This window comes from Myxococcaceae bacterium JPH2 (assembly GCA_016458225.1).
Lineage (GTDB): Bacteria > Myxococcota > Myxococcia > Myxococcales > Myxococcaceae > Citreicoccus.
The window spans coordinates 834,661-847,422 of record JAEMGR010000005.1 but is presented as its reverse complement, the minus strand read 5'-3'; the positions used below and the strand labels follow the sequence as shown (position 1 = coordinate 847,422).

At 70.3% G+C, this 12,762-nt stretch carries 10 protein-coding genes; 6 read left to right on the top strand and 4 right to left on the bottom strand.

Annotation, left to right across the window (positions count from 1 at the left end; genetic code table 11):
• The first annotated feature begins 106 nt into the window (after positions 1-106).
• Together JGU66_12250 and JGU66_12245 are read left to right on the top strand one after the other, a co-directional pair.
• Complete coding sequence (locus JGU66_12250; GenBank protein MBJ6761540.1) at positions 107-2,185, top strand: S46 family peptidase; 2,079 nt, start codon at positions 107-109, stop codon at positions 2,183-2,185.
• A gap of 327 nt (positions 2,186-2,512) precedes the next feature.
• Positions 2,513-3,115 (top strand): adenylate/guanylate cyclase domain-containing protein, encoded by a 603-nt coding sequence (locus JGU66_12245; GenBank protein ID MBJ6761539.1) that lies wholly within the window; start codon positions 2,513-2,515, stop codon positions 3,113-3,115.
• A 7-nt stretch (positions 3,116-3,122) separates the two neighbouring features.
• Here JGU66_12245 and JGU66_12240 read toward each other — a convergent pair whose 3' ends face one another.
• The 3 genes from JGU66_12240 to JGU66_12230 form a co-directional block, all read right to left on the bottom strand.
• Positions 3,123-3,725: an HAD family phosphatase gene (locus JGU66_12240; GenBank protein ID MBJ6761538.1), complete on the bottom strand. Its 603-nt coding sequence runs from the start codon at positions 3,723-3,725 to the stop codon at positions 3,123-3,125.
• Positions 3,726-3,743: 18 nt separating this feature from the next.
• Positions 3,744-5,642, bottom strand: coding sequence for a methyl-accepting chemotaxis protein (locus JGU66_12235; GenBank protein ID MBJ6761537.1), 1,899 nt, complete (start codon positions 5,640-5,642; stop codon positions 3,744-3,746).
• A gap of 75 nt (positions 5,643-5,717) precedes the next feature.
• Complete coding sequence (locus JGU66_12230) at positions 5,718-6,158, bottom strand: host attachment protein (GenBank protein MBJ6761536.1); 441 nt, start codon at positions 6,156-6,158, stop codon at positions 5,718-5,720.
• Positions 6,159-6,354: 196 nt separating this feature from the next.
• Between JGU66_12230 and JGU66_12225 the strand changes: the two genes are divergently transcribed.
• From JGU66_12225 to JGU66_12215, 3 genes are all read left to right on the top strand, one after another.
• Positions 6,355-7,590, top strand: a complete 1,236-nt coding sequence (locus tag JGU66_12225; GenBank protein ID MBJ6761535.1) for a PEGA domain-containing protein — start codon at positions 6,355-6,357, stop codon at positions 7,588-7,590.
• Positions 7,591-7,592: 2 nt separating this feature from the next.
• The gene (locus tag JGU66_12220) at positions 7,593-9,491 is read left to right on the top strand and encodes a hypothetical protein (GenBank protein ID MBJ6761534.1); all 1,899 of its coding nucleotides are present in this window, start codon (positions 7,593-7,595) and stop codon (positions 9,489-9,491) included.
• Between the two features lie 301 nt (positions 9,492-9,792).
• The gene (locus JGU66_12215) at positions 9,793-11,487 is read left to right on the top strand and encodes a serine/threonine protein kinase (GenBank protein MBJ6761533.1); all 1,695 of its coding nucleotides are present in this window, start codon (positions 9,793-9,795) and stop codon (positions 11,485-11,487) included.
• A gap of 12 nt (positions 11,488-11,499) precedes the next feature.
• Here JGU66_12215 and JGU66_12210 read toward each other — a convergent pair whose 3' ends face one another.
• Positions 11,500-12,042, bottom strand: a complete 543-nt coding sequence (locus JGU66_12210; protein MBJ6761532.1) for an FHA domain-containing protein — start codon at positions 12,040-12,042, stop codon at positions 11,500-11,502.
• 159 nt (positions 12,043-12,201) lie between these two features.
• On the opposite strand from JGU66_12210, the gene JGU66_12205 reads away from it, so the two are divergent.
• The gene (locus JGU66_12205; GenBank protein MBJ6761531.1) at positions 12,202-12,759 is read left to right on the top strand and encodes a hypothetical protein; all 558 of its coding nucleotides are present in this window, start codon (positions 12,202-12,204) and stop codon (positions 12,757-12,759) included.
• Positions 12,760-12,762 lie beyond the last annotated feature (3 nt).

The window sequence follows — 12,762 nt, the reverse complement described above, 5'->3', positions numbered from 1 at the left end:
GCGTGGTCGGTTGGAATACACGGAGGGCCGGGTGGTTGACGCGCGCCCTGTCGCGGGAAAGAACGGGGCCCTCACCCGACACGACTGAAGACAAGGACGACCGCCCGTGCACCGCAGATTGCTTGCCCTCGGCCTGCTCCTCTCCCTGCCCGCCTCGGCGGAGGAGGGCATGTGGACCTATGACGCGTTTCCCTCGGAGGCCGTGAAGAAGGCGTATGGCTTCGCGCCCACGCAGGCGTGGCTGGACAAGGTTCGGCTCGGCTCCGTGCGACTGGCGGGCGGCTGCTCGGCCAGCTTCGTGTCGCCGGATGGCCTGGTGATGACGAACCACCACTGCGCTCGCGGCTGCATCGAGGACCTGTCCTCGCCGAAGGAAGACCTGCTCGCCACGGGCTTCTACGCGAAGTCGCCGCAGGAGGAGCGCCGCTGCCCGAAGATTGAAGCCAACCAGCTCGTGGAGATGACGGACGTCACCGCGAAGATGAACGCGGCGACGAAGGGACTCTCCGGCGCGGCGTTCAACACGGCGCTGAAGAAGGAGATGTCCACGGTGGAGGCCGCGTGCGCCACCAGCGCGGACGTGCGCTGTGACGTGGTGACGCTCTTCAACGGCGGCAAGTATCAGCTCTACAAGTACCGCCGCTTCCAGGACGTGCGGCTGGTGTTCGCCCCCGAGTTCTCCATGGCGGCGTTCGGCGGCGACCCGGACAACTTCAACTTCCCGCGCTATGGCTACGACGTGTCCTTCCTGCGCGTGTGGCAGGGCGATGCTCCGGCGAAGAGCCCGGACTACCTGCCGTGGGCGAAGGAGGGCGCGAAGCCGGGCGACCTGGTGTTCGTCTCGGGCCATCCTGGTGGAACCGAGCGCAAGAGCACGGTCGCGGAGCTGGAGTTCCAGCGCGACGTGGCCCTGCCGTACACGCTGCTGTACCTGGCTGAGCTGCGCGGCACGCTGCGCGAGTTCGCGGGCGGCTCGGCGGAGCGCTACCGCGTCACCCGCTCGCGGCTGCGCGCGGTGGAGAACGGCCTGAAGGCGCTGCGCGGTCGGCACCAGGCGCTGGCGGACCCCTCGCTGCTCGCGCGCAAGCGCCAGGACGAGGCGGACCTGCGCAAGCGGATCGATGCGCAGGCGCAGGTGAAGGCAGACACGGCGGGCGCGTGGGAGGAGAACACGCAGGCGCTCGATGCGTACCGTCGCATGCTGCCCGGCTACCGCATGAAGGAGGCCGGGGACGGCTTCTTGTCTGAGCTGTTCGGCTACGCGGAGACGCTGGTGCGCGCCGCGGACGAGCTGCCCAAGCCCAACGCCGAGCGCCTGCGCGAGTACACCGAGGGACAGCTCCCCGCGCTGCGTCAGCAGTTGCTGCGCGCCGCTCCGGTGGCCACGGACCTGGAGGTGGTGCAGCTCACCTTCAGCTTCAACAAGCTGCGCGAGACGCTGGGCGCGGATGATCCGTTCGTGCAGCGCGTGCTGGGCAAGGAGGCTCCCGCGGACCTGGCGCGCGCGCTGGTGACGGGCACGAAGCTCGGCGACGTGAAGGCCCGTCAGGCGCTGCTGGAGGGCGGCAAGGCGGCGGTGGAGGCCTCGAAGGATCCGATGATTCAGCTCGCGCGCAAGGTGGACGCGGAGGCTCGCGCCACGCGCAAGCGCTACGAGGACACCGTGGAGTCGGTGCTCAAGCGCAACGGTGAGCGCCTCGCGCGCGCGAACCTGGCGGTGTACGGCACCGCGGGCTACCCGGACGCCACCTTCACGCTGCGCCTCAACCAGGGCGTGGTGAAGGGCTGGGAGGAGGACGGCCACTCGGTGGACGCGCTCACCACGTTCGGTGGCGCCTACGCGCGTCACACGGGCAAGGACCCCTTCAAGCTGCCGGACTCGTGGATGAAGGCGCAGGGCAAGGTGCCCGCGGGCACGCCGTTCGACATGGCGACGACGAACGACATCATCGGCGGCAACTCAGGCTCGCCCATGGTGAACCGCGACGGGCAGGTGGTGGGCCTCATCTTCGACGGCAACCTGCAGTCGCTGGGCGGGCGCTTCGCCTACGTGCCCGAGACGAACCGCGCGGTGGGCGTGCATGGTGACGGCATCCTCGCCGCGCTGGAGCACGTGTACGGCGCCACGCGCGTGGTGCAGGAGCTGCGCGCGTCCCAGCAGGTGGCCGCGCCCTCGGCGAAGTAGCCGCCGTGACGGGTAGGGGACAGCCTGGCTGCCCCCCAGGTCCGGAGTCTGGCGCATTCCCTACGCGGCCCGCCCTGCCGCGTCGGGTCCGCGACAGCGCTCCGAGCCTTCCCCGGAGGTGGTTGGTGCGTCGCGTCAGCGGCGCGTACCGTGTGAAGCCAGGGCAGTGATTTCCAGGTCCTGGCTTCGTACGGTCGCGTCCCCCCGGGACGAGGGGCCGTCCGGGGCCTCGGGGCCCGGTCGAGGCAGCGGGCGCGACCAGGACCCAGGCTCCGTGGTGGGGTAGCATCGTGCGGTCGGCATCCGGGGGGAGGGAGGCTGCACGCGATGGCGGTCGAGGCACCAGAACCCAGGAAGTTATCGGCCATCATGTTCACGGACATGGAGGCTCCAGCGGGACAGCGCTGGGACGATGACGCCCTTCAGCGAGACCTGAGGGAAGAGCATGGCCTGCTCGTGCGCGAGTTATTGCCTCGCCACGGTGGGCGCGAAGTGAAGCGGTTGGAGGATGGCTTCCTCTTGGAGTTCGACGCGGGCATGTCCGCCGTGTCGTTTGCCTTGGAGTTGCAGGCCGCGGTGGATGTCCGCAACGACGGCGTCGCCACCGAGCGGCGCGTGGCGGTGCGAGCGGGCGTGCACCTGGGCATGGTGACGCACCGGGATGGGGACGTCTTCGGCGAGGGCGTCAACCTGGCCGCGCGCATCGAGTCCCTCGCCCGGCCCGGCACCCTCTACGCCAGCGAGACGGTGGTGCGGCAGGTGGAGGGACGGCTGTCGTCGGAGCCGGTGCGGCTGGGGCGCGGTGAGCTGAAGAACATCCGCCTGCCGGTGGCCGTGTATCGCATCGACCGTCCCGAGACGCACCGGCGCGGAGGCGCGTGGCTGTCGCGCGTGCGTTCGTTCCTCGGCCGAGGCGACGCGCGGAGCTGACGGCGCGCTACACCCCGAGGACTCGGAGCTGCGAGTCGAAGGTGGCCGCGTCCGTGAAGAGTCGGCCGCGCAGGCCGAACGCCTCGGCCGCCACGACGAACTCGGGCAGGTCATCGAAGAAGACGGCCTCGCGCGGCGCACAGCCCGCGCGCTCCAGGGCGATGCGGAAGATGTCGGGCTCGGGCTTCACGAAGCCCACCTCGCAGCTCAGCACGAGTGAGTCGAAGCGAGACAGCACCGGGAGCAGCGGCCGCACGTGGGCGATGTGCAGCGCGTTGGTGTTGGACACGAGGATGCGCTTCACGCGCCCCTCCAGTCCTTCCACGCGCGGGAGCACGGACGCGTTCACCGTGAAGTGGCAGCTCCACAGCGGCGCGAACTCGTCCATGGGCAGGTCCATGCCCAGCGCACCGCACACGTCGCGGCGGATGCCCTCCGCGTCCAGCTCGCCCCGGTTGGCGGCCGTCCAGCCCGTGCCCGAGAGGCGCCGCTCGACCTCCTCGGCGGACAGGCCCGCGCGCGCGCCGAGCGCGGCGAACAGGCGCGCGTTGTCGTGGAAGACGAGCACGTTGCCCAGGTCCAACAGCACTGCGCGCACGACGGCGGACATGCGGGGTCTCCGAAGACGTCAGATGCGGTAGGCGCGCGCGACGCCTTCCATCTGGCTGGTGACTTCCTGGAGCCGGCGCGCGGCCTCGGTGGTGGCCTTCAGGCCCGCCTGCGTCTCGTCCATCATCCCGGACAGGTCCGTGACGGCGGTGAAAATCTGCGCGATGCCCGCGTTCTGCTGGTTCACCGCGCCGGCAATCTGACGGACCGCCGAGGCGTTGTCCTGGATGATGGTGGCCAGCTCGTTGAGGTGCTGGCCCGTGGCGCTCACTTGCTCCAGGCCCTCGGTGACTCGCACGTAACCCTGCTCGGTCATCTTCGCGGCGGAGAGGATGGCGTTGCCCAGGTCCCCGAGGATGTCGCGCACGCGCTCGGTGGCCTGGATGGACTGATCCGCGAGGCTGCGAATCTCTCGGGCCACCACGCCAAAGCCCTTGCCGTGCTCACCGGAGCGCACCGCCTCGATGGCCGCGTTGAGCGCGAGCATGTTGGACTGGTCCGCCAGGTCCTTCACCGTCTGGGTGATGCCGCCAATCTGCTGCGTGCGCTCGTTGAGCTGCGCGATGCGCTGGGCCATCTGCCCCACCTGCTCGCTCAGGGCCTGGAAGCCGCCCATGCTCTCGCGCAGCGCGCCCTCGCCCGCGCGGCCCACTTCCTCCGCGCGCGCGGCCACGCTCAGCACCGCGTCCGCCTTCTCCGAGGCCAGCATCGACGTCTGCTTGATTTCCTGCGCGGTGACCTGCGTCTCCTGGAGCGCCGCGGCCTGGCGCGACACGTTGCGCTCCTGCGCCTCGGAGGTCCGCTGCAGCTCCGCCACGGTGTCGCTCAGCACGCGCGTGGCGCGATTCAGGCTGCCCGCGGTCTCGCGCAGGCTGGCCATGAGCTGGAGGAACGCGCCGGCCAGCTCACCCAGCTCGTCCTGGCCCACCTCGAGGTCCAGCTTCCGGGAGAGGTCGCCCTCCTTGACGACGTGGAGCATGACCTCGCTCAGCGCCCGGATGGGCCGGATGAAGCCGCGCGCGAGCAGCCACGAGCCCGCCACGGCCGCCGCCACGAAGAGGGCGGTCAAGGACAGCACGATGGCGCGGGCCTGGATGAGCGGCGCGTAGGCCTCGTCCGGATCCACCAGCGCCTCGAAGCGCCAGCCATCGCCCACGTCGCGCACCGACACGCCGTCCACCGCCGCCACGACCAGTCGCTCGCGATCATCGTGCGCGCCGTCACCGCGCGAGTCGAACAACACCTGTCCGTTCGGGCGCAGCACCTTCAGCGCGAAGCTCTGGTGGCCCCGCAGCGCCGCGCGCGCGAGGGCGGGCTTCACCACCTCGGACACCTGCCCCCAGTCGAACGCGGCCAAGAGCACGCCCAGGCGTCGGTGCGTCGCCGCTTCGAGGACCGGCACGGCCAGCGGCAGCACCTGTCCTTGGTAGATGGGGTTCACCTCGGTGACGCCCTCGGCGGTGGTGCGCTCCTGCTGGGCTTCGAGGAACCACGGGCTGCGCCGCACGTCGGCGGAGATGCGCGCGTACTCGTCGCGCAGCGCCGGGGTGCTGGCGGACAGCGCGACGCCGTCGTCGGTGAAGAGGACGATGCCGTTGAGGGTGAGGAAGCGGCGCTGGAGCAGGGCCAGCATGGCGTCGCTGGCGGTCGCGTCGCGCGTCTTCAGCGCGTTGCGAAGGACGGGGTCCTCGGCCCAACTTCGCGCGGTGACCTCGCGCTCGGCCAACATGGCCTCCATGAGGTCCTTGAGTCCCTCGGCCTCCATGCGCAGCGAGGACTCCACCTGCCGCTCCAGCATCCCCCGGGCAATGGTGTTCTGGAGCCAGGTGAGAGCCAGCAGCGGGACGCAGGACACCAGCGCCACATACAGCGTCAGTCGCCTGCGCAGCGTCAGAGAGCCGAGGATGGGAAAGGGCATGTCGCTTCGAGGCACGGTGGAGGGCGGCCCTCATAGCAGAGCCGTGCCCCCATCGTGCCCCGAACGCGTCCGCCGCTACAGCACCGGCACGCGGTCCGGCAGCTCGCGTGCGGGCAGGCTGGAATAGTCCGCGTCCACGTCCAGCATGACCCGCTGCTTCACCCGGGTGCTCAACAGTCGCCGCATCCGTCCGAGGAATTCCGGAGGGGCCGCGATGACGAGCTTGTCGAACGCGTGTCGATCATGACCCCGGTCGAGGACCGCGGACAGCTCCCGGGCGAAGCGCGTGTGCTCCAGCTCGCGGCGACCGTTGGGTTCGTTCTCGGGGGGCGGGCCGTGCAGCGTGCCCGCGTTGGGATTGTCCGGCTGGTTCAGCAGCTCCTCCGTCTTGGCGCGGCTCTCCTCGTGCTGGAACTCGTCGATGAGTCGCCAGTCCTCCGAGCCCTTCGCGTCCGTGGCGAAGAGTCGGGCGCGACTCGCGTTGGCCACCAGGATCCAGAGCGTTTCATCCGCCATCTTCACGCCTCCCTCTGGAGTCAGGGATGCGGACCCCCGGGGTCCCCGGCAAGCTTCCCCCATCGACCGGCCTCCCCGCCGCGTGCCCAGGGAGCGGCCACCACAGGGCCGCTTGGGCCTGCCCGGGGATTCCCGAAATCGGTGTGATGTCGGGGTACAATTCCGTTGTGGGGACCATCGCGGTAGAACTGCGGTCATGCGCATTCCCGCCGTGTTGCTTGCTGCCCTGGCCCTCGGGCTCGGGGCGCTTCCCTGCCGCGCCTGGGCGCAGGCGGGTGGCCTGGGGCTGGACCTCTCGGACTCTTCTTCGCAGCCCGCTGCGCAGGAGGGCGAGGCCAGCTCCGGAGAAGTTGGACTGGACTTGAGGGCCGATGGCCCCGCGGGCTCGGAGCTGTTGCCGCGTCTGGTGGTGATGGGGTTGGACACGCCTGAGCGGGCGGGCGCCCAGCAGTCCGGGCGCTGGCTCCAGGCGTTGGGGCGCGCGGCCCTGGGCGGAGGCAAGGTGGCGCTCGGCACGCCGATGCGCGAGGTGCGGGAGCGGCTGGCGGAGAAGTACACGGCGGCGCTGCGCTGCGCGACGCCCGCGTGCATGTCCGAGCAGGCCGAGTCGCTGGACGCGGACGTGCTCGTCATGGCGCGGCTGTCGCTGGAGGACGCGGGCTGGACGCTGCGCTCGTGGACGTATGATCGCGACTTCAACGTGGTGCACGAGGACGCGGTGACGGGACGCAACCCCAAGGACGCGACCTTCCAGCGCGAGGCGGCGGCGAAGCTGGCCAGTCGCGTGGCGGCGGTGGCTCGGCCGCGCGCGGTGCTGAAGGTGACCGTCAACGTGCCGCAGGCGGTGGTGCGCGTGGGCGAGAAGACGCTGGGCGTGGGCAGCCTGGAGCGGCACATCTCCCCGGGCAAGGTGGCGTTGGAGGTCTCCGCGGAGGAGTACACCACGTTCACGCAGACGCTGACGTTGGCGCCCGGAGAGCGGCAGGAGGTGACGGCCAACCTGGAGATTACGGGGCCCTCGCCGGATGGCCCGGGTGGAGAGGATCGCGCGTCGGTGGCGCTGAAGACGAAGGTGGCGCCCTCGGGGCCGTCCATCTTCAAGCGGCCCGCGCTGTACACGGCGCTGGTGGGCCTGGCGGTGGTGGGCGTGGGCGCGGTGCTGGGCAGTCAGGCGAAGAACGTGGAGAAGCGCGCGAAGGACGCGGATGGGGATGGCGTCATCGATGTCACGCCCAAGGAGCGTGACGACGCGAAGAGCCAGGCCAACCTCGCCACGGCGCTGATGGCGGGCGGTGGCGCGGTGGCGGCGGGCAGCGTGGTGTGGCTGGTGTTGGTGCCCACGAAGAGTCCGGTTCCCTCGGTTGCACCCGTGACGTCGAGCCCGGCTCGTTCGGCCACGTCGCTCCAACTCGTCGTCGGCGGGAGTTTCTGACCATGTCTCGTTTTGAGTCGCTGCCCCGCTGGCTGGGTGGGCTGTTGTTGGCGTCCGCGTTGGTGGCGGGCTGCAAGGTCGAGTTCCCCGAGAACATGCCGTACACGTGCACGCAGGACGCGGACTGCGCCGGCGGTGGCGCGGTCTGTGCCACGCGGCCCGGGACGACGGTGCACTACTGTTGCGTGCCGTCCACCGAGCAGTGCAACGGATTGGATGACGACTGCGACGGGCAGGTGGACGAACTGGAGGCCACCACCTGCTACACGGGTCCGGAGGGGACGAAGGGCGTGGGCCGCTGCAAGGAGGGCACGCCGTCCTGCGGCCCCAACGGCACCATCCTCTGCACGGGCGAGGTGAAGCCCGCCACCGCCGAGACGTGCAACGGATTGGACGACAACTGCGACGGGCAGGTGGACGAGGGCTTCGACTTCCAGACGAACCCGCTGCACTGCGGCCGGTGCAACCGCCGCTGCGCGTCCACGGAGCAGTGCCTCGCGGGTCGCTGCGAGCCGCGCGCGGAGACGCTCTGCGACAACGGCATCGACGACAACAACGACGGCACGACGGACTGCGCGGACCCGGGCTGCAACGACCAGGCGTGTGGCGTGGGCTGCGTGTGCCACAGCGGCGGCAAGTCCGAGGCGAAGTGCGACGACGGCGTGGACAACGACGGCGACGGGCTGGCGGATTGTGATGACTCCGACTGCAACACCCAGGCGTGCGGCGCGGGTCGCGCGTGCCGCAACTTCCGCTGCGGCGAGGCGAAGTGCGACGACGGGGTGGACAACGACGGCAACGGCGCCGTCGACTGCGCGGACCCCTCGTGTGCGGGCGGCGCGTGCCTCCCCGGTCCGTCGTGCGTCTGCAAGAACGGTCAGAAGGTCGAGATTGATTCCGCGTGCGTGAACGGCCAGGACGATGACGGCGACGGCGCCATCGACTGCGCGGACGCGGATTGCGACGGGGCCTCGTGCGGCATGGGCTGCGCGTGCAGTGGCCTCAAGCCCCGCGAAGTCACCTGCGATGACAAGCTCGACAACGACGCCGACGGCAAGGCGGATTGCGCGGACTCGGATTGCGACACCAAGTCGTGCGGCGCGGGCTGCGTGTGCGCGGGCACCACGGCGAAGGAGACGGTCTGCAACGACGGCATCGACAACGACGGCGACGGCAAGACCGACTGCGCGGACCTGGCGGACTGCGACGGGCAGATTTTCAGCCAGCCCGCCGGACAGGTGCCGAGCGCCATCTGCATGGGTGGTCAGGCGGTCGAGTCGGACTGCTCCAACGGGCAGGATGACAACGGCGATGGCCACATCGACTGCAAGGCGGGGAACGCGGACGCCAACTGCGTGAGTGGTTCTTGCGGTCCGGGCTGCTCGCTGACGAACTGCGTGCGCCAGGAGTCGAACTGCTCGGACGGTTCGGACAACGACGGCGACACCAAGGCGGACTGCGCGGACTCGGATTGCGACACCAAGTCGTGCGGCACGGGCTGCGTGTGCAACGGCACGACGCGCAAGGAGACGGTCTGCACCGACAAGCAGGACAACGACGGTGACGCCAAGGCGGACTGCGCGGACTCGGACTGCGACAACCTGGCGTGCGGCACGGGCTGTCTGTGCACGGGCAGCAAGGCCGTGGAGACCGTCTGCGACGACAAGGCGGACAACGACGGCGACACCAAGACGGACTGCGCGGACTCGGACTGCAACACCAAGTCGTGCGGCACCGGGTGTACGTGCGAGAACCTGAAGCGTGTGGAGAAGAACTGCGCTGACCGCGTCGACAACGATGGCGACGGCAGCACGGACTGCGCCGACGCCGCAGACTGCCCGCGCGGCACCGCCTGCAATGCCACCGGGGGCACCTGCCAGAACAACAAGACGTGCGGATGAGCGAGGGCCTCACGGTTCAGTGGGATTCCGTGGCGGGAGACACCCGCCACGGCCCCTCGGGGCAGGCGACTGTTCGTCTGCTCACGGAGGTTCAAATGCACCGCGCGCGCGGTGAGTCCGCGTGGGATTCCGCTCGGAGAGGGTGGCGCTCACGGGGGTTCGCCGTCATGGAAGAGGGACAGCGGGGCCCAGGCCGGATTGGTGGCTGCGAGAAGGGTTCTCGGAGTGTGTCCTGTCCAGTCACGGAGGGGCCGTGAGCAGTGGCAGTACCCAAGAGGTGGAGGAACTCCGAGAGGGCTCGATGCTGGGCGCGTACCAGCTCGAGCGACTCCTCGGTGAGGGCTCCATGGGGCGGGTGTATCAGGCTCGCCACGCGAAGCTCGGGCGCCAGGTGGCCCTCAAGGTGCTGCGCGCGGACCATGCGCGTGACAGCACCTTCGTGCAGCGCTTCTTCCAGGAGGCGCGCACGGTCAATCAGATCAACCACGAGCACATCGTGGAGATCTTCGACTTCGTGGACGAGGGCTCGGAGGGCCGCGTCTACTGCGTTATGGAGCTGCTGCGCGGCCAGAGTCTGGCCACGCTGCTGAAGTCCGAGCCCATCACGCTCGCGCGTATCCAGCGCATCGCCGTGCAGGTGTGCACCGCGCTGGGCGCCGCCCATCAGGTGGGCGTGGTGCACCGGGACATCAAGCCGGACAACCTCTTCATCATCCCGCGCGGCGGCCAGGCTGACTTCGTGAAGGTGTTGGACTTCGGCGTGGCGAAGCTGATGTCCGCCCACGGCGGCGTCTCCAGCACGCTGGACGGGACCATCATCGGCACGCCCGCGTACATGTCGCCCGAGCAGGCGGCGGGCCTACCCGTGGACCACCGCGCGGACATCTACGCGGTGGGCAACATCCTCTACGAGCTGGTGGTGGGGCACCCGCCCTTCGAGTCCACCGCGTTCGGCCAGCTCGTGGTGCAGATCATCACGCAGGCGCCTCCCGCGCTGCCCGCGACGTTGCCCTCGGGCGAGCCGCTGCCCGCCGAGTTCTCCGCGCTCGTCATGCGGTGTCTGGCGAAGGAGCCCGAGGCCCGGCCGCAGCAGTTGACGGAGGTCACCACGGCGCTGCTGCTGCTGCGCCCCGTGTTTGACGATGCCGCGCTCGATGGAGGGCGCCGACCTTCGGGTGAGTTCGTGCGCGTGGATCGCGCGACGCCCGCGCTCGGCACCGCGAGTCTGTCTTTGGGGAGTAGCGTCCCGGACAGCATGCTGGCGGAGACGCTGGACCGTGCGCTGCCTCCTCGAGACGCGGCCGTGCCTCGGTCGACTCCGGCGGGTGTGTCCGTGCTCGGCTCCGCGTCAGAGACCGCCGGCTCGCCGGGCGTGCCTCCTGCGACGAACGCGCTCGCCGAGATGCCCGTGGGTGGAGAGGTCGCCGCGGGGCGCGCTTCCGCGACGGCGCTCCCGGCCGTGCGAAGCCCCTGGCCCACGGTCCTGAGGGATCGACGGGTGGCGCTGGGGCTCGCGGTGCTCGCGTTGGTCGTATCGGTGGGCGCCCTGGCCTGGCGTGGGATGAAGGGGCGCGCCGCTCCCGAGCCCGCCCCCGTGGTGGTGGTGGCCGCGCCGGTGCCCGCGCTGGCCTCGGTTCCCACGCCTGTCGCGGCCGTGCCTCCGCCTCCCGCGGTGGCGGGAGCGCTCGTCACGCTGAAGGTCAGCTCGTTCCCGCAGGGCGCGCACGTGATGCGCTCGGATACGGGTGAGCTGCTGGGGCTGACCCCGCTGGTGACGCAGGTCCCTCGCGAAGGGGCGCTGCTGGGGCTGCGCGTGGAGCTGTCGGGCTACATGTCCCTGGAGCGCGTGGTGCGGCTCGACACGAGCGAGGCGGAGCTGGTGGTGCCGCTCGTGAAGGCCCGCCCCGCGCCGCGTCCGCCTCCCACGCCCGCGCGGCAGAAGCCTGCTCGCAAGGGCACGCGGCGCACGGTCGTGGCGCCCGCGGCCTCGCACTGAGCCTGGTGAGGCTCAGCGCGACGGAGGGAGCGAGGCCTGGGCGATGACCTTCTCGGCGATGCGCGCGATGCGGTCGTTGAAGCCATCGGCGTCGTGGAAGGTGAGCCGCACGTCCCCGACTTGAAGCTTCGCGCCGGGCTGCAGACGCCGAGGCTGCTCGGGCTCGAGCGTCTCGCCGTCGAGCGTCACCGGGCGAGCCTGCGCCACGCGCTCCACCCACCACTGTCCATCCGGCGTGGGCGAGAGGGTGAGCTGCTCGCGCGACACCGTGGCGTCATTCACGACGAAGGTGTTCTGCGCGGCCCGCCCCAGCTTCAGCGCGCCTCGCTCGGCCAGCGCCACCAGCTCGAAGCACATCGCGTCACCGGCAGGCAGGCAGTCGCGCAGGTCCATCAAAGGCAGTCGCGTGGTCGCGACGTTCTGCTCGGTGGCCTCGGGGACGTTCCACGCACCTGCCTCCCACACCAGCCACGGGTGTGCGTACTTGGCGCGGAACTTCTCCTTGAGGGCCATGTGCTGCCGCAAGAGCAGGGAGAGCAGCAGGGATCGAGCCATGACGGGAGAGATAACCTTCCTGAGGCGAGCTGGCGGTCGCGGTCATTCGAGGATGTCCACGAATGATCGGAACCCGGGCCTGGAGTGCCCCACTCGCGCCAGTGCCTGAGCCTGTAGTACACCCGCGCCTATCTCTTGCCATCCGATTCTGGAGAGTTCATGCGCCGCCTGCTGATTGCCTCGCTCGTCCTGCTGTTGCCTGCTTGCAAGGGAGAGACGGCCAAGGACGTCACTGCCTCGGTGGTGGGGAAGACGGTGGAGGTGGCCAAGGGTGCGGGCAGCGGCGTGGTGGAAGGATTGAAGGAGGGGCGAAAAGGCGCGGTGAGCACGGATGGCTCGCACACCCTGTCCACGCCCGAGGAGGTCTTCGCCAGCGTGGAGCTCGCCGTGCTGGGCGTGAAGCCGGCGGACGGTGGGGGCGTGGAGGTGCAGCTCTCCGTGGAGAACAAGACGCCCGCGCCGTTGCACCTGCTCGGCTTGCAGGAAGGTGGCGGGGCGCAGCTCGTGGACGCGGAGGGCTTCTCCACGCAGCTTCAGACGCGCTCGCCGGGTCAGGCGTCTGACTCCATCAAGGTGCCGCCCACCTCGAAGGTGAAGGCGAGCGTCTTCTTCGAGGGGGAGGCCGCCAAGGCCGCGCGCGTCCGCCTGTGGGGCCGTGAGTTCCCGGTGCCCGCGGGCGCCAAGGCCGCGGCGACCACCGCCGCGCCGAAGCCGTAGTCC